The sequence below is a fragment of the Enterobacter cloacae complex sp. IR5441 genome (genome assembly GCF_049238215.1).
Taxonomy (GTDB): Bacteria; Pseudomonadota; Gammaproteobacteria; order Enterobacterales; family Enterobacteriaceae; genus Enterobacter; species Enterobacter hormaechei_C.
Genome location: NZ_JBMKIA010000013.1, coordinates 72327 through 90843, shown reverse-complemented (window position 1 = coordinate 90843; position 18517 = coordinate 72327). Strand labels below are relative to the sequence as shown.

Sequence of the window (18517 nt, the reverse complement as noted above, 5' to 3'; positions counted from 1 at the left end):
TGTCCCTAATAAAAAAGTACTGCTTTTTTGTTTATGCCCGGGCGCTGTGCGCGCCCGGGTCATTTCTTGCAGGTGCTATCAGGTAATGATGTGTTGCTGGTTTACAAGCTCGTCGTAGGTGGTCTGAACGTTGTCCAGCGTAACGAGCGTAGATTTAGTGTAGGCGGCTCCCGTGCCGTCACGGTCGATGGAGATCACAGTATTGTTAACGCTTTGTGAAACAGACACATAGTTCCCCAGCGTCGACGCACTACCGTTCCAGCCCACCAGCAGATCGCCAATGTCGATCTTGTCTCCCTGCGTGAGGGAGAAGTTCGTCCAGTGGTCGCCCGTGCTGTTACCTGCGGTGGCGTTACCCGCCGTATTGTTCAACACCTGATAAATCAGCGTGTCGCCGTAGGCCGTGCCGCTAATCACATCGTTATGCTCCGAACTGACAAACTTCGGCGCCATGTCAATGGTCAGCGACGCGGTATCTTTCACACCGTTGGCATCGGTCAGGGTGTAGTTAAAGACCTCCTTGCTGGTAATGGTAGAGAGCGAGATCCCCGGGTTGAGGGTATAGGTGTAACTGCCGTCAGCGGCAATCGCCAGCGTCCCGTAGTGGCCCGTGATGTTTGACATCGTGCTGCCGGTGTACGGATCCAGCGTGGTGGTAACGCCGTCGTAGCCGGTAATGCTCACGCGGGTATCAACCGAGTGCAGCTGGTCCATCGCCCCTGCGGAGCCGGTGCCGTCGAAGATATTGCCGTCAACGGTGTGGGTGCCCGTCGCGTCGAATTGCGACAGGGAGTAGGTCGTGCCGTTTACGCTTGGGGTAATGGTGATGTTCCCCACGCTCAGCCCCGGTACGCTGCCGGTAAAGTTCAGCGTATAGGTCCCGGCGTTGAGATCCAGACCGGTCAGCGGAACGTCGATGCTGCCGCCCAGCAGTGAGCCTCCGCTGAAGGAGCCGCTGCGAATCACATTCGTCCCGTCAGTGATTGACCAGTTCACCGTCAGCCCGCCCAGTGCCAGCAGCGAGGCCACGTTAAAGTGCAGCGAGGCGTTATGCAGCGCGGTGTTTGCATCCACCACGAAGGTCCCGCTTCCGCTGCCCTGCGTTGACCCCAACACGGCGGTGGTCCAGCTGGCGGTGCCGACGGAGGTATCCGTATAGGTTGACGTATGGTGAACCGACGTGACGTCCATCGCGGTGCTGACATCGTTTACCGCATCCATTGGGCGCGCGGTTGGGGTGATGTTCAGCGATGCCGTGTCTTTCGAGCCGTCAGGCGCGGTGATGGTGTAGACGAAGGTATCCGGCGTGCTGATATGGTCCGCCCCGACCCCGCTGTTCAGGGTGTAGGTGTACTCTCCGGCCGCGTTGATCCGCAGCGTACCGTACTCGCCGGTGATCTCCGTCAGACCGCTGCTGTTCACCGCCACGCCGTTCACGTCGGAGACTACGGTACCCGCTGGCGCAATATCATCCGCCAGCACATCCCCGGTCGTGCTCTCGCTCACGCTTGCCACGCTGTAGACATGATCCTGCAAGACGTTCAGCGTGTAGGCCGTCAGCGCGGTGATCCCCGCCGCCGTATTGAGCAGGAACAGGTACTCACCGGCGGGCAGATTCAGCGTCAGCTGCGAAGAGGTGCCGCCCAGCAGCGGCGCGCGCAGCCAGCCGGGTTCAACGCGCATCTGCTCGAAGGTCTGCGTCGCATTGTTGAACTTATAGATGTAGAGGTCGAACACCGAGGCCAGCGCCACGCCGCCCACGGACGCCTGAACGGTCATGGTGCGGGTGGTGCCTTCTTCCACGTTATAGATGATCGGGTTGGCCAGATCGTCCAGCAGGTTCAGCCCCAGCGTATTGCCAAGGTTGATCCCCACCAGGGTAAAGCCGCCCTGCGACGAGGTGCCGTTGTTGATCGCCTCCACGGTGGTATCGAAGGTCAGCGAGGCGGTATCGTCCACGGCCACGATACCGCTGCTGCTGGTGCCTTCGCCCAGCGACAGCACCAGATTTGCCGAGGCGCTGGTGCCGTTGTGGGTGATGGTGTAGGTAAAGTTCTCCGTGCGCCCAATGACGGCGGCGCTGGTGTTGGTCAGGTTATAGGTATAGCTGCCGTCCAGGTTGATGGTCAGCGTGCCGTACTGCCCCTGAATCACCGTGCCGTCAGCCGTGACGCTGGTGGTGGTGCCCTGGGCGTTGGTGACCGCGGTGACGGTGGTGCCCGCCGGGGCATTGTCGCTGCCTGCGGTTGGATCCACGTCGGTGATGACGTTCCCGACAACGCTGGTCTCGCCGGACACGGTGCCTGCGCTGGTCTCTTTCACCGCCACATCGAGGCTGGTGTAAGAGCCGGTTGCCAGCAGGTTAGTGTTGTAGCTCAGGACGCGATACTGACCATCCGCCAGGCCGGTCAGGTTCAGCGACACCCCCGTCGCGCCGAGGGTCAGCAGGTCTGCGAACTGCGGCTGTCCGGTGTCGACCACGGTGGTCCAGGTGTTGTTGGCGGCGTCAAAGCGCTGTACCACCAGCTCAAGGGTATTGAGCAGGGAGAGTACGGCACCCGTGGCGTTGGCGTTCACGGCAATATCCGCACTGCCGCCGCTGCCGACGGTGAAACCTACCTGCGCGGTGTCGTTGCCGAGCAGCGTCAGCACGTTACCTACGGCGCCCACCAGCAGGAAACCATAGTCGCTGTACTGTGAGTTGGTCACCGTTGCGGTGGTCGTCAGCGCCAGCTCTTCAACGTTGGTGCTGGCAGAGAGCGGCACCACCGGCGCAAGGGCTGAGCCGGGCAGCGAGACGTTGCCTGCCGCATCGGTGGCGGTGATTTGCAGTGTCTGGCCTTCCGTCTGTTTATTGAGGAAGGTGTAGCTCCAGGAGCCGTTGCTGTCTGCCGTGGCGGTGACCGTTGAGTTGTCCGCCAGACGGATGGTGACGGTACTGCCCGCTTCGGCGCTACCGGTCAGTACGCTGCCGTCTGCGTTGAAGGTCCCGGTTGGAGCCGTTGGCGCAGTGAGATCGACAATCACGGTGGTCGAGGTGGAAATCGGGCTGGTGCCCGATCCGTTGGTCGCCGTGGCGGTGAAGGCATGCGGCCCTTCGCTCAGCACCGGGGTGGTGAAGCTCCAGTTGCCGCTGGCATTTGCGGTGACCGTGCCCATCAGCACCCCGTTGTTATAGAGGGTGATGGTCGCGTTCGGCTGCGCCGTGCCGCTCAGGGTTGGCGTGGTGTCATCGGTGGTTTTCCCGTTGGTCAGGTTGCCCGTCACCGTGCCGACGTTATCGTCGATGTTAGCGATCACCGGCGCGTTCGGGATCGTGGTGATCGGGGCAATCACGGAGGTGGTGATACCCGCGTTACCGGCCTTATCGGTAGCAAAGACAATCAGTGACTCCCCGCCGGTCTGTGGAGGGGTGAGGGTGGCGCTGAAGTTTCCGCTGCCGTCCGCGACGGCGGTACCAAGCACGGTTCCGGTGCTGCTGGTGATGGTGACGGTACTTCCCGCTTCCGCCGTACCGGTAACCTGCGTCCCGTTGGTGATCACCGCCAGCCCGGTTGGGGCTGCTGGCGGCGTCAGGTCCACGTTGATCGTGATAATCGGCGATGGCGCGCTGGTATTGCCCGCGGCATCGGTGGCGGTGGCGGTGAAGTTATGCGCGCCTTCGGTCAGCGTGGTGCTGGTTTGCGGCAGCGTCCAGTTGCCGTTGGCATCGGCAGTGACGGTTCCCACCAGCGTCGTGCCGTCGTAGATACGTACGGTGGCATTGGCTTCCGCCGTACCGTTTAAGGTCGGACGGGTGTCGTTGGTTGGGTTGGTGCCGGTGACAGGGCCGGTGACGGTTCCCACATCATCCACAATCGAGGTGATTGCCGGTGCGACAGGGGCGGTGGCATCCACATTGATGGTGTAACCCCCGGTCTGCGCGCTGGCGTTGCCCAGGGCGTCGGTGGCGGAGAAGGTCAGATTATGCGGCCCGTCAGCCAGCGGGGTGGACGGCGTAAAGCTCCACGCGCCGCCGGTGGCGACCGCAGTGCCAATCTGTACCCCATTGTCATAGATGGTTACCGTCGCGCCAGCTTCTGCCGTACCGGTGAGCGTTGGACGTGCATCGTTGGTTAACCCGCCGTTGGCGACAGGCGTCGCAGCATTACCGACGTCGTCGGTGATGCTGGTCAGTACCGGTAGCGCTGGCGGCGTGGTGTCAATGGTCAGGCTGAAATCGGCGGACGGCGCGCCGGTGTTCCCCGCCTGATCCGTTGCTTCTGCGGTAAAGGTGTGTGACCCGGTGCCCAGCGGCACGGTGATATCCACGGTCCAGTTGCCGTTAGCATCGGCAGTACCGGTGCCCACCAGCGTCGTGCCCTCGTAGATATTCACGGTGGCCAGCGGTTCGCTGGTCCCCACCAGACGCGGGAGAGGATCGTTCGTGGTCTGGCCGGAACCAATCGCCCCGGTGATGGTACCAACATCGTCAATCGCCTGGGTGATAACCGGCGCGGCAGGCGCAGTCGTATCCACAACCAGCGTAAAGCCTGGTGAGACAGGGCTGATGTTGCCCGCGGCATCGGTTGCCGTGGCGGTCCAGGTGTGGCTGCCGTTTGCCAGCGTGCCGGTGGTGAAGCTCCATACGCCGTTGGCATCCGCCACGGCGGTGCCCACCTGCTGACCATTCTCATAGATGGTGATGGTCGCGTTGGCTGCCGCGGTGCCGTTCAGCGTTGGCGTGGTGTCGTCTGTGCTTTGTCCCGAGGCGACCGGGCCCAGCACGGGACCGGCATTGTCGGTGGCAGGGGTAAAGACCGGTGCGTCGGGCACCGACGTATCCACCGTCAGGTTGAACGGTGGCGAGGTGACCCCGGTATTGCCTGCGGCATCGGTGGCGTTGAAGGTAATGGTATGCGGCCCTTCACCCAGCGCGGTGGTCGGCGTGAAGGTCCAGTTACCCTGCGCGTTGACGACCGCCGTGCCGATTTCCACATCATCGACAATAACGTGCACCGTTGCGCCCACTTCCCCCGTACCGTTGAAGGTTGGACGGGTGTCGTTGGTGGAACCGTTGCTGGCGATGATTCCCGTTCCCAGGCTGACATCGTCTATCACCGTGGTGACCACCGGGGCCGCAGGGCCGGTGGTGTCCACCGTAAAGGCGAACACTGGCGAGTTGGCGGAGACGTTTCCGACATCATCGCTGGCGTTGACGCGCAGGTTATACGTCCCGTCTGTTAGAACCGGATCCGGCGTAAAGGTCCAGTTACCGTTGCCGTCGACCGTAGTGGTACCAATCTCCACGCCGTTATTCAGAACGTGAATGGTGGTACCCGCCTGGCCGGTGCCGCTCAGGGTTGGCGTGGTGTCATTGGTGACCTGCCCGGCGGTAAGCGGGCCGGTTACGCCACCCGGGGCGTTGTCGCTGACCGTATCGATCGTTGGCACCTGTGGCGCCGTCAGATCGATATTGATGCGCCAGACGCCGGACGGCTGGCTGACGTTGCCCTGCGGATCCGTCGCTCTGACGGTAAAGTCATGCGTCCCTTCGCCGAGGGCGGTTTCAGGGGTAAATGTCCAGGCGCCGGTGCCGTCTGCCGCCACCGTACCAATCTGCGTGGCGCCATCAAAAATGGCGACGACGCTGTTCGGCTCGGCGGTACCGGTCAGGGTTGGCGTAGTGTCGTTGGTTGGATCGCCGCTTGGGACAGGCGTTGCCGCATTGCCTGCGTTATCCGTCACGCTGGTAATCACCGGCGTGGTGGAGACGGTGTCGACCACAATGGTGATCCCGGCCGACGGGGTGCTCTCATTGCCCGCCGGGTCGGTGGCGGTCACGGTCAGGGTGTGGCTGCCGTCGTCCAGCGCAGGCGGCGTGTAGCTCCAGGTGCCGGTCGGACCGACAACAACGGTGCCCAGCGGGTCGCCGTCATCGTACACGGTAATGGTGTCCCCCGCCGTGCCTGTCCCGGTCAGGGTAGGACGGTTGTCGTTGGTGCTCTGCCCGTCGGCGATTGGGCCGGTGATCGGACCTACGTCATCGGTCACCGCACCGATGGCTGGCGCTGTCGGGGCGGTAAGGTCGACGGTGACGGTCGCGATCGGCGACTGCCCGCTGGTCGCGCCGGTGGTGGTATTCGTGGCGGTCACGGCAAAGGTATGTGGCCCTTCCGTCAGCGGCAGGAGCGGCGTGTAGCTCCAGTTGCCGTTGGTATCTGCAACAACGTTGGTCAGCGGAACCAGCACCCCATCCTGATAAATGGCGATCACGCTGCCCGGATCGGCGGTGCCGGTAAGGGTAGGCGTGATGTCATTGGTGGTTTTATCTTTCACATCACCAATGACGGGATCGACGTCATCGTTGATCGCTGTAATCACCGGCACCGCAGGCAGATCGAGCGGAGAGTCCGGCACGTCAAAGGTGGTTGACGGGCTGGCATTGCCTGCGGGGTCGGTGGCGGTGAGCGTCAGCGTAGTGGCATCGAGCTGGGCCGGGGAGAGGGCAATGGAGAAGTTGCCTCCCGTCGCGACCCCGGTCCCGATGACATTGCCGTTGGCGTCACGAACCGTCACCGTGGTTCCGTCATCCGCCGTCCCGGTCAGCGGGGTGCCCTCCGCGGCAATGGCGATATCAGTTGGCGTTGCAGGCGGCAGGGTATCCACCGTCACGCTGAGATCCCCGGAGCTGGCGGAGGTATTTCCCGCCGCGTCACTCGCGGCCACGGAGAAGGTATGCGGCCCCTCGGTCAGCGCAGGGTCGGAGGTCCAGGACCATGTCCCGTTCGGCTGAACCACCACGACCACCGGCGAGGCGACACCATCAACGGAGACGGTGACGCTCGAACCCGGCTCGCCAATCCCGGTGAGGGTTGGCGTACCGTCGCGGGTGTAAAGCACGCTGTTGGTCAGCTGGCTGTCAGAGACGGCGTCAATTTGCGGCACGGTTGGCGCCTGGGTATCAACCGTCACGCTAAAGACCGGGCTCACCGGGCTAACGTTACCGGCCTCGTCCACCGCGGCGACGGTGATATTCAGCGGGCCGTCGGTCTGCGTCGGCAGGGTATAGGACCATTCATTATTGACGACCTCAACGCGCGCGACTTCCACGCCGTTGTTGTAGATGATCACCGTCTCGCCGGTGGTGCCGGTTCCGCCGATGCCTGGCGTAGTGTCGTTGGTAGACTCGCCATTCTGCACGCCACCAATGGCACTGATAACCGGAGTATTCGGGGCGAGGGTGTCGACCGTTATCGTGATACCGGCTGATGGCACAGATTCATTTCCGGCTTCATCGGTGGCGGTCGCCGTGTATTCGTGCGTCCCTTCGCCAATGTTGCTCTCAGGACGCCAGCTCCAGTTACCGTTACCGTCCACCGTAACGCTGCCCACGGCCTGCGGCTCGCCTGTACCCACCTGGTCATAGATGGTAATGACGTCATTCGGCGTACCGGTGCCGCTCAGGACCGGACGCGGATCGTTGGTGGATTCGCCATCCAGCACGGGGCCGGTGATCTGGCTTACGCTGTCTGTCACCGTTGGGGTTCCCGGCTGGGCAGGCGCATCGGTATCAATGGTAATGGTCACCGGCGTGGACGGGGCGCTTTCGTTCCCGGCGCTGTCCTGGTTAGTGACCGTCAGGGAGAGATCGTAGGTGCCGTCAGGCAGCGGAGTGGTGGGTGTCCAGCTCCAGTTACCGTCGCCATCGATCTCGGCTTCACCAATTTTGGTGGCGCCATCGTAAATGTTCACGGTATCGCCCGGCGTGCCCGAGCCGCTCAGGGTTGGCGTGGTATCCCGGGTGGTCTCCCCAGGATTCAGGGCCGTCCCCGGCGTGCCGCCGTCCGGGTTGACGGTGATCTCAGGAATATCAGGCGTTGCAGGCGCTGTCGTGTCGATCGCCAGTTCAAACGGCGGCGAAATGGTGGTGTTACCCGCCTCATCCGTTGCGTGGACCGTCAGCGAGTGCGGGCCGTCCGTCAGCGGCGTGGTTGGCGTAAAGCTCCAGCCGCCGCTGCCGTCGAGCACCGCCGTACCGAGCAGGGTGGTCCCGTCATAGATCGTGATGGTGGTGCCTGCCGGTGCGGTTCCCTGCAACTGCGGCAGCGTGTCGTCGGTGGTGTCCCCGCTGTTAAGCGGAAGCTGCACCGGCCCCACGTTATCGGAGACGGTGTCAATGGTGGCCGCCGGTGGCGGAGTCGTATCGACGGTAAAGGTAAAGCCGGCTGATGGTGCGCTGGCGTTACCGGCCGCATCGCTCGCGACGACGGTGAACGTATGCTGCCCGTTCACTAATGGGGTAGTAGGCGTGAAGGTCCATGCGCCACCGCTGTTGACAACGGCAGTACCAATATCCTGTCCGTCCAGACGGATCGTCACGGTGGAGCCCGGCTCGCCGGTACCGTTCAGCGTCGGGAGCGTGTCGTTGGTGGTTTCATTGGTGTCGAGCGCACCCGTGCGACCCGGTACGTCATCAATGACCTGCGTAATGGCTGGCGCGCCCGGGGCGGCGGTATCCACCGTGATGCTCCAGGTGTTCGATGTCCCGCTGAGGTTATTGTTGGCGTCAACCGCTGTCGCCGTCAATACGTGCCCGCCGTCCGGTAGCGCGGTTTCCAGCGTGATGGACCACTGACCGTTCGCCGACACAACTGCGGTGCCAATTTCGGTAGTACCGCTGTAGAGGGTGATGGTGGTGCCAGGCTCGCCCGTTCCGTTGATGGTTGGCTTGCTATCGTTGGTGAGACCGTTCTGGCTGACAGGACCGGTGACGCCGGGGGCATCATCCACCACGCCCGTGATGACCGGGGTTTGTGCCGCGGTGATGTCCGGCGCGTCAAACGGCGCGGTCGGACCGGTGTTTCCGGCGGTATCGGTGGCATCGGCGGTCAGGGCTTCGCCGTTGGCTTTTGGCGGGATCAGTTCAACGCTGAAATTCCCCTGATCGTCGGCGACCGCTTCCCCGACCTTCACGCCATTTTCACGAATGGTGACGGTGCTGCCCGGCTCGGCTGTACCGGTTACGGTGGTGCCGTCGGCAGAGATCACCACGTTTTCCGGCGCCAGCGGCGGCGTGCTGTCTGGCGCGTCGGCAAAGCCAGACGGGCTGGTGTTGCCGCTGCCGTCGGTGGCCGTCACCTCAAGGGCTTCGCCGTTGGTCTGGGCTGGCGAAATCGGGATGGTAAAGGTGCCGTCCGGACCGGCAGTAGCCTGGCCGATGATCGTACCGTCCGGCGCTTTAATGATAATCGTGCTGTTTGGCTCGGCGGTTCCGCTGACGCTTGCCCCGTCTTCCGCCACCACCAGGTTGCCCGGTGCGGCAGGTGGGGTAATATCCGCTGCGTTAACCAGCGCCGGTGAACTCTGGTTGCCTGCGGCATCGGAGGCGACCACGGAGATAATCTCGCCGTTGGTCTGCGCAGGGTTCAGGTTGGCGACATAGTTGCCGTTGCTGTCGGCAGTGGCGGTCCCGATTTGCAGCCCGGCATTGTTGGTGATGACGATTTTACTGCCCGGCTCGGCGGTACCGGTGATCTGGGTGCCTGCGGAGTTGAGCGTCGCAACCGGCATGTCTGGCGGCGTAAGATCGACGGTAAAGTTGATCGGCTGAGACAGACCGCTCTGGTTGCCTGCCGCATCGGTTTCCCGCAGGGTAATCGAGTGTGCGCCTTCTGCCAGTGGACTCGTCGGCGTGATGCTCCAGGTGCCGTTCGGCAGAACGGTGGTGGTGCCGATAACAACGCCGTTATCGTAAACCGTGATCGTGCTGCCCGGTTCGCCTCTGCCCGTCAGGCGCGGCTCTGAGGCATCGGTAAATTGCCCGGCACCGATCGCCCCTTTCAGTACGCCCGTATCGTCGTTAATGATAAATCCGGAAGGCGTTTGCGGCGCGGTGACATCTACCGTGACGGTAAAGACCGGCGAGGCCGGGCCAGTGTTACCGGCGACGTCGGTAGCGCGCACGGTAAGCTGGTGGCTGCCTTCGCTCAGGTTCACCGACGGCGTAAAGCTCCAGCTTCCGTTACTGCCCACAACCGCTGTGCCAATGGCAATGCCGTTATCATAGATGGTGACCGTCGAGCCCGCTTCCGCCGTACCGGTGAGCTGTGGCCGCGGGGCGTTGGTGCTGCTTCCACTCCCGAGCGTGCCGGTGCCAGGCGCAACATCATCGGTGATGCTGACGATCGCTGGCGCGCCAGGCGCGACGGTATCGACCACGAAGGTTACCGCCGTGGACGCCGGGCTGGTATTGCCTGCGGCATCGGTCGCGGTGGTGGTAATGGCGTGGTTGCCTTCAGACAGGTTGGTCGACGGGGTAAAGCTCCATTTCCCGGTGGCATCGGCTGTGGCGGTGCCAATCGGTTTCCCGTTGTCATAGAAGGTAATGACGGTGCCGGCTTCACTGATGCCGCTGAACGTCGGACGGGCATCGTCCGTGCGTTGTCCGTTGCTCAGCGGGCCTGTTTCGGCGCCCACGTTATCATTGACGGTGACAATCTCGGGTGCATCCGGCGCGGTTAAATCCGGTGCCGTGACCTGAACGCCCGGGCTGGTATTGCCGGACGGATCGGTGGCGGTGGCGGTGATCTGTTCCCCGTTGGTGAGCGGCGTACCGAGATCAATCGTAAATTTCCCGTCGCTGCCCGCCTTGCCCGTTCCGATGGTGTTGCCATCGGCATCTTTCAGGGTAACGGTGCTGCCCGGCTCAGCGGTACCGGTGACGGTTTTGCCGTCAGGGGAGACCTCCAGATTGGCCGGGGCATCCGGCGCGGTGAGATCCGGTGCCGTAACCTGACCGCCCTGGCTGGTATTGCCGGACGGATCGGTGGCGGTGGCGGTGATCTGTTCCCCGTTGGTGAGCGGCGTACCGAGATCAATCGTAAATTTCCCGTCGCTGCCCGCCTTGCCCGTTCCGATGGTGTTGCCATCGGCATCTTTCAGGGTAATCGTGCTGCCCGGCTCAGCGGTACCGGTGACGGTTTTGCCGTCAGGTGAGACCTGTAGATTGGTGGGGGCATCCGGAGGCGTGGTATCTGGCTCGGAAGGATTTCCCGGATTGCCGGGATTCGGGCTGTTGTTATCGTCATCCCCGCCACCTCCACCGCCGGTTCCTGCCGCAATGGCAATCCCACCTGCGACGGCCAGGCCACCCAGCACCCAGGGCCACGCTGCGGCGCCGCCGGTATCACTCCCTGACGCCGCCAGTAGGGCGTCCGTGGAGGCGATGGATTCATAGGTGGCGGCACCGGTTGGATCTTCAATCCACCACAGCGCACCGTCGCTCTCCTCAAGCACCAGCTGGCTCACGCCCTGAGCGTCGGTGATGTAGAAATTCTTAAGGGTAATCACTTCGCCCGAGTTGAGGGTAATCACCAGATCGTTTCCGCTGCGGGAGTAACCTGAGATGTCGGCGCGATCCACGTTAAGTTTAACGATTGAGGAGTGATCGAGTGTTATCTGTGTCCCTTCCGTGGTCGTTTCCACGCCAGTTAGTTTCGATATAACAGATATTTGGCTCATACAGTTATTACTCCAGCAGAGTTATTGTTTACGGCGTGTCAGACGTGGCCATATTTTCTGAAGGGATGAGGGCGCTCCCGGCGAAAATACTGTGAATAAAACAGTATTTACCGTTGCTTTCTTTAGAGCGACCGAGATCCGCCAGCAATCAACGTGGCAACATCAGGGCGAAGCTAATTATTTACATGAGAAACTGTTATTTATTTATATTTTCGTGTTTTATAAGCCTTATTATTTGTGCAGGTATTATTTATTTTGCTGTAAAAATGATATAGCTATAAATATCTGAATGTGAAAATTAAGTGTCTGTAAACCCTGCACGGTGATTGCAGAGAAAATTAATTGATAGCGCGAATATATTTTGTTGGCTATGCGGACCGCGCCACAGAGGCGTTGGCGTACAGGCGGTCGGGATTAGGTAGTGGAAGAGATGTTAGGGGGATAATACTGAATACACAGGCTTTATTTATAATTCCAGCGAATATTAATGACTGCTTAATTATGATTTAAGTTAGGGTAAATCATCTGCTGTATGATATATTTCAAAGAATCGCATTAATAAAATATATTTTCGGTTTGGGTTTGGATTCTGCTACGCATAAAAATAAACTGTCGACTTCACATATTTCATAAATAAAAAGGCCGCAAATGTGGCCTTTCTGAGGGGGGAGGTTTAGCCGAAAGAGATAATCCCCATTTCAATCAGTGCGGCGAGCGTCAGAAGAATAAAGAGGATAACGACTATGGGTCTGTACATTTGATTTTCCATCCATGTTTATCATGCAATCCGTTTTATGTGCATCATTATTGATGATGGTGCAGGCGATCCCTGCCCCCCTATTTTGCGCCACTTTGCCGTAAAAATCAGTTAGCTGCTGGCACTTTTTCTACTTTTTCTCCGGCCCGACGGGCCGTGGCTGGCAGGATGTCGGCATCCGCCACGTAGCCATCAGGATCGAGACAGCGATTGTGTTCTCTCGCCTGGTGCAGGATCGCTTCGTCCCAGTACAGGCGCTTACGCTGATCGCCCCGGGTCGTCAGAATAAACTCCACATTGCCATCAACCGCGCGGTAGCGGCGCCAGCTGTTTGCCGGAATGGAGATCACCGAACGTTCCGGGGCGATAATGCTGACTTCCTTACCCGCCTCGTTCCAGGTCACCTCCAGCTGGCCTTTAAAGACCATGATCACCTGAATATCCGGGCAGAGATGGCGACCGACAATGTGGTCGTCAGCAAGCCGCAGCCATTCGACGGAAAAACCGTGCGGGCTCAGGATAGCGGGAGCGGAATCCCGATCCTGTGAAATGCCGAAACCGATAACCGGCGCAATTTCGCCGCCGTGTCCCGGCAGCACCGAGTCCAGCAGTCCCTGCGCTGACCAGCAGCGATCATCGCCGGTTACCGCACGCTGGCGCATCTCCTCAACGCTGTAGTCACGCAGACCGGCAATATATTGCTCTGACAGCGGCGTCAGCAGCGTGGCGGGATCGGGCGTTGGTTCACCTGCCTCCTGCGCAATCAGCATATTATCCTTGCTGAGATACATACCGTACTCGCTGGCGGCCGCCAGCACTGACGGGTGCCAGATGATGCCGCCCGTGTTGTCCCCGCCGAGCACGGTAAATACCATGCCGCAGGTATCTTCTTTACTGACGTTGGTGAAACCGCGGAAGATCCAGGTCGGTATTGAGAGGATGGTGGGCGCGCTAAATTCCGCTTCATGCTCGCCGTTGGCGCCCCAGCGAAAACGCCATGTCCCTTCATGGATCAGGAACACTTCTGCGGTGAAATGCAGATGCAGGTTATTGGTTACCCCTTTCGGCATAGCCGCCGCGCCAATGTTAAAGCCGTGCGGCTCGGGGATATTAACAATCTGCTCGCTGGACTGAGTTACACCCGGGCCGATGAAGGAATAGTTTTGTTTGAGATGCGAACCGGGCAGCTTGCAATCAATAAAAGCAAGATTGCAGGAAACCATATCGTCGGGGGCGATTAACCGTGTTCGTGCCTGGCTCTGGGTAAGATGGATTGTTTTCATCATTTCTCCTTTTAATAACCGGATGCACCGGTGGTAGGGATGGCGTTGCCGCGGGCGAGGGCAATTGCTTCACGTGAGGCGCGACCCAGCTGCATAACGTCGTTTGCAGGGGTAACAAACTGGAAACCCTGCGCAATACGCGCTGCGGCGGCCGCGCCGGAAGTGCAGAAAATACCGGCAATCTTCTGCTGCTGGCGGCAGCAGTGAATCACCCGCTCAATAGCAGCAAGCATTTCGGGGTGTTGGGATTCGGCGCTGGCGCTGCCGGTCAGCGTCAGCGAGAGATCGTTGGGGCCAATAAACACACCGTCCAGTCCTTCGGTATCAAGGATGGCGTCAAGATCCGCCAGCCCTTCGCGGGTTTCGATCATTGCCAGCGTCAGGATCTCGTCGTTAGCGTGCTGTGGATAATCACTGCCGCCGTAGAGTAGACCTCTGGCCGGACCAAAGGAGCGAACACCCAGCGGTGGATAGCGACAGGCAGCGACAAAACGGCGAGCCTGTTCCGCGCTGGAGATCATTGGACAGATTACGCCATACGCGCCGGCGTCTAATACGCGCATGATTTGCGCCGGATCGTTATCTGCCACCCTCACCAGCGGCACGGCAGGCGTGCTCGATAGCGCCTGTAGCATCGACAACGCGCTGGCAAAATCAATCATGCCGTGCTGCAAATCGACGGTGACGGCGTCGTAACCCTGATGGCCCATAATTTCCGCGCTATACCCGGACGGGATCGCCAGCCAGCCGTTAACGATTGGGGTATTTTCCAGAAATGCGGTCTTTAAACTGTTTTTGCGCACTGTATGCACTCCGTTATCCACTGACGCAGCAGCGGCGCGATCTCATCCGGGGTTTCCAGCGGAATAAAATGCCCGCCAGCCTCCACCGTATGCCTGGTCACGTTCGCGTTGCCTGCTGCCAGTAGCTGATGATGATGGGGCGTGCAGATAACGTCCTGCGCGCCGTTTAGAAGTAATGTGGGGCAGGAGAGGGCGTTAAACGCAGCCCGGTTGTCCTGCCGGTGAATGGCCATTTCCGTTTGCTTCGCAAAGGTCTCAATGCCGCACTCTTGCGCCATTCGGCAAATAGTCTCTTGCAGGATACGATCGGACAGACGTGACGGGGCGACATAGCTCTGCCACAGCGAGGAGACCAGCCAGTCGGCCAGGCCCCGCGCCTGTGCGGTGTGTACCGCTTCCCGGCGTGAAGCGAGGGTGTCTGGCGCAACGGGCAACGGATTAACGGAAATCAGCGTCAGCCCGTTCACTCTTTCTGGCGCGTCGGCGGCCATTTGCAGCGCGACAATCGCGCCGAGCGAAAAGCCTGCCAGCAGAAAGCGCGGCGGCAGAACCTTTAATAACCGCCGTGACGCCTGCGGCGCGGACTCTGCGCCCGTCAGCGTGATGCACAGCACCGCTGAGACGTTCAGCCGTTCAATGACGGGCTGCCAGAGCCGGGCGTTACAGAGCGTGCCGCCAAGCAGCACCAGCGGCAGATCGGTATTGTCCAGAAGCGGATATTCCATTGCATCCCTCACGTAGCCGTCCAGCCGCCGTCAACCATCAGGGCGCTGCCGGTGATCAGCCCGGCGGCCTCAGAGGCGAGGAACACTACCGGCCCCATAATGTCCTCCAGCCTGCCTGGCCGGCGCAGTTTGATGTTGTCCAGCACATAGCGGCGAAATGCCGGGTCGGCGAGCGACGAACGCGTCAGGTCGGTTTCAATGAAGGTCGGGCACAGCGTATTGACACGGATCCCCGCATCGCCCAGCTCCAGCGCCATCGTTCGGGTTAACCCTTCAAGCGCGAATTTGGAGGCACAGTACACGCTACGCTCGGGGCCACCAACGTGTCCCATTTGCGATGAGATGTGAATAATCGATCCCCCCTTACCGTCCTCCCGCATTCTGCGCGCCACGTGCTGGCTGATAAAAAAGGTGGCGCGCAGGTTAAGCGCCATCACCGCATCGAAATTTTCCTCGTTCACCTCAAGAAACGGCTGGTGGCGGGCCAGCCCGGCACTGTTCACCAGAATGTCGGGCGTGGGCAACGTCGCCAGCACACGCTCCACCTCCTGAGCGTCGGTAATATCCAGTTCAAGCGGGTGAAATGCGAGACTGTGTTCCGCTGCCAGACCTGTGGCATGCGCCAGCGCCTCGCGGCCCCGGGCGGCGATCCATACCTCTGCTCCCGCCTGTGCGAGGGCGACGGCGGCGGCGAAGCCAATCCCTCTTGACCCGCCGGTCACCAGCGCGCGTTTGCCGTGCAGGGTGAAAGAGGGCGTTTGCAAAAGCGTCATGGCTTACACCTTTTCCCTGACCGGGGCCGGTGTGGCGTAGGGAACTTCCGTCTGGCCATAACGGCGCACGCGAATATTGGCCTGCTCGGCATGTCCGGCGAACCCTTCCAGCAGCGACAGACGGGAACAATAGCTGCCGATTTCGGCAGTGGCTTCGTCGCTGAGGACTTTCTGGAAGGTGCAGGTTTTCATGAACTTGCCCACCCACAGGCCGCCGGTATAACGTGCGGCTTTCTGCGTGGGCAGGGTGTGGTTGGTGCCGATCACCTTATCGCCGTAGGCCACGTTAGTACGCGGTCCAAGGAACAGCGCGCCGTAATTGGTCAGGTTAGCCAGGAACCAGTCGTCCCGGTCGGTCATCACCTGAACATGTTCGGAAGCGATACGATCTGCCTCCAGCAGCATCTCTTCGTGGCTGTCGCAGACGATGATTTCCCCGTAGTCCTGCCACGACTGGCGGGCAATGTCGGCGGTAGGGAGCTTTTCCAGCAGCCGTTCCACTTCGCTGAGCGTCTCTTTGGCAAGTTGAAGCGAGTTCGTCAGCAGGATGGCAGGGGTGGTGACGCCGTGTTCGGCCTGGCCCAGCAGGTCCGTGGCGCACATTTCCGCGTCAACGGTCTCATCGGCAATCACCAGCGTTTCCGTCGGACCGGCAAACAGATCGATACCTACCCGGCCGAACAGCTGGCGTTTGGCCTCCGCGACGAAGGCGTTACCGGGCCCGACCAGCATGTCGACCGGTGCCAGCGAGTCCGTGCCCAGCGCCATGGCGCCTATCGCCTGAATGCCGCCAAGGGCATAGATTCCGTTGCGCCAGCCATTTTTTGCGCCGCGACAATCGCCGGGGCGGGCTGACCGTTAAACGGCGGGGCACAGCTGATGATTCTTGAACACCCCGCCACGCTGGCAGTGATGATCGACATGTGCGCGGAGGCGAGCAGGGGATATTTTCCGCCAGGCACGTAACATCCTACGGCGTTAATCGGAATATTTTTATGTCCGAGGATCACCCCGGGACGCGTTTCAATTTCCAGGTCCCGCAGACATTCTTTCTGCGCGCGGGCAAAATTTGCCACCTGCTGTTGGGCAAATTCAATATCCTGAATATCCTGGCGGCTTAACTGTTTTATGCAGCGGTCAATCTCCGCGGACGTCAGACGATAATCCTGACGGTCATAACGATCGAATTTAATGGATAATTCGCGAATGGCTTTATTTCCGCGTTTTTCAATATCTGCAAGTATTTGTTCAACCGTTTCTCTTATTTGCTGGTTGGCTTGCTGGCGCTCTTCGGTAGATTTACCGGTTTTTAATTTCCAGGACACTCGCTTCTCCTTACCTTTTTCAGATGTCAGTTGTCCTCCCGGCGAGCCGGGAAAGGGTGTTTACTTCAGAAAGAGTTATTGATCCGGCGCGGCAGCGTACGCACCGTTTTTTAATAATTGGGCTGAGGTTTGCGTTTTACGGGCATATACCCATCGAGCGGACAGCGGCGTGGCAATAGCGGCCACAACGGAAAGGGCGGCAATCAATATATAACCGGACGACAGGTTAATATGTTGCATCATTACGCCCATCATTACCGGCCCGACAAACATGCCGCAGGAATAAATGGTCTGGAATAGTCCCATTCGCGTGGATTGTTCATCAGACGAGGTATTCACTACGCTGAGCGACATGAATGCGGCAAAGGCCATACCGAACGAGAACCCCGCCAGCGCCTGCCACAGGTAAATCACATAGATATTGCTGGTAAAGGGAATGCCGAAAGTGGAGATCACCTGTAAAACGATGCCGAGCACGGCGGTTTTTACCAGCCCAAGGCGCTGATAAAACACCGAGCTGCACAGGGCGATGGCCAGCCCGTAAAAAAGAAGGTGAATGTTACCCAGCAGCGCGAGGATCCCCGCCCGGGCGCCAAGCTGCTCGGCATAGACCGGCGTCAGCGTGTCGCGGGTGGCGAAGGGCACCAGAATGACAACGGTCGCCAGGATGCCAATCAGCCAGACGGAACGGTCGGCCAGCTGCTGGCGCGCACCGGTAATGCAGGCTTTAAGCGTGGGGGCCTGAACCGGGTCGTGTACGTCCTGAATGCGGGTCGTCAGGATCAACGCCACCAGGGCGGAGATGCAGGAGACAAAAAAGGCGATGTTATTGGCGAAATAGTGAATCAGCACCGCGCCAATACAGTTACCGAGAAACACGCCGATGGGCCCTGCCAGCGCCAGCAGCGCGACGGCGGCAGGCGCTTCGTTGCGACCGAAGTAACGCATGAACAGGATGTTGTACAGTACCCAGGTCGCCGCCGTGACACCGTCTGCCGCTTTCGCCAGATACAGCGTAATGGCGTTGGGTTCAAGCCAGGCAATCGGCCAGGCGATAATTGGCAGCAGCAGGCCAATCTGGATGAAGATCCTGCGGCTTTTAACCACGTCGGAAATAATGCCTAACGGGAAGCGTATCAGAAGGGTTGCCAGCCCGGACGCGCCCATGATGATGCCCATGATCTGTGGCTCAATGCCCTGGTTGATCATCATGGGGGCCAGGAATGCATCAATGCTATGAATGCAGATAAAGAACAGGATGCTGATGATGAAAAAGAGCCGGGCTTCCCGACGGCGTAACAGTGCTTGAAACATGGTTTTGAACCTCTTAAGAATTAATGGGTTATAAC

The 18517-nt window shown here is 60.2% G+C and carries 6 protein-coding genes and 1 pseudogene; all 7 read right to left on the bottom strand.

Going from position 1 to position 18517, the window contains the following annotated elements:
• Positions 1-78: 78 nt before the first annotated feature.
• Positions 79-11502: a BapA/Bap/LapF family large adhesin gene (locus ACOTX5_RS15515; protein WP_234101223.1), complete on the bottom strand. Its 11424-nt coding sequence runs from the start codon at positions 11500-11502 to the stop codon at positions 79-81.
• Between the two features lie 864 nt (positions 11503-12366).
• Entirely contained in the window at positions 12367-13542 is a 1176-nt protein-coding gene (locus tag ACOTX5_RS15510; RefSeq protein WP_023295302.1) for a hypothetical protein, read from the bottom strand.
• Positions 13543-13553: 11 nt separating this feature from the next.
• Complete coding sequence (locus tag ACOTX5_RS15505; RefSeq protein WP_023295301.1) at positions 13554-14345, bottom strand: HpcH/HpaI aldolase family protein; 792 nt, start codon at positions 14343-14345, stop codon at positions 13554-13556.
• A complete protein-coding gene (locus ACOTX5_RS15500; RefSeq protein ID WP_017692805.1) occupies positions 14327-15070 on the bottom strand; it encodes an alpha/beta fold hydrolase in 744 nt (247 codons plus the stop codon). The genes ACOTX5_RS15505 and ACOTX5_RS15500 overlap by 19 nt, the downstream gene beginning before the upstream one ends.
• Positions 15071-15078: 8 nt before the next feature.
• Positions 15079-15843: an SDR family NAD(P)-dependent oxidoreductase gene (locus tag ACOTX5_RS15495; protein ID WP_045911564.1), complete on the bottom strand. Its 765-nt coding sequence runs from the start codon at positions 15841-15843 to the stop codon at positions 15079-15081.
• A gap of 3 nt (positions 15844-15846) precedes the next feature.
• Positions 15847-17168, bottom strand: a pseudogene (gene hisD, locus ACOTX5_RS15490) (histidinol dehydrogenase).
• 75 nt (positions 17169-17243) lie between these two features.
• Complete coding sequence (locus tag ACOTX5_RS15485) at positions 17244-18482, bottom strand: MFS transporter (protein ID WP_022651680.1); 1239 nt, start codon at positions 18480-18482, stop codon at positions 17244-17246.
• Between the last annotated feature and the right edge of the window lie 35 nt (positions 18483-18517).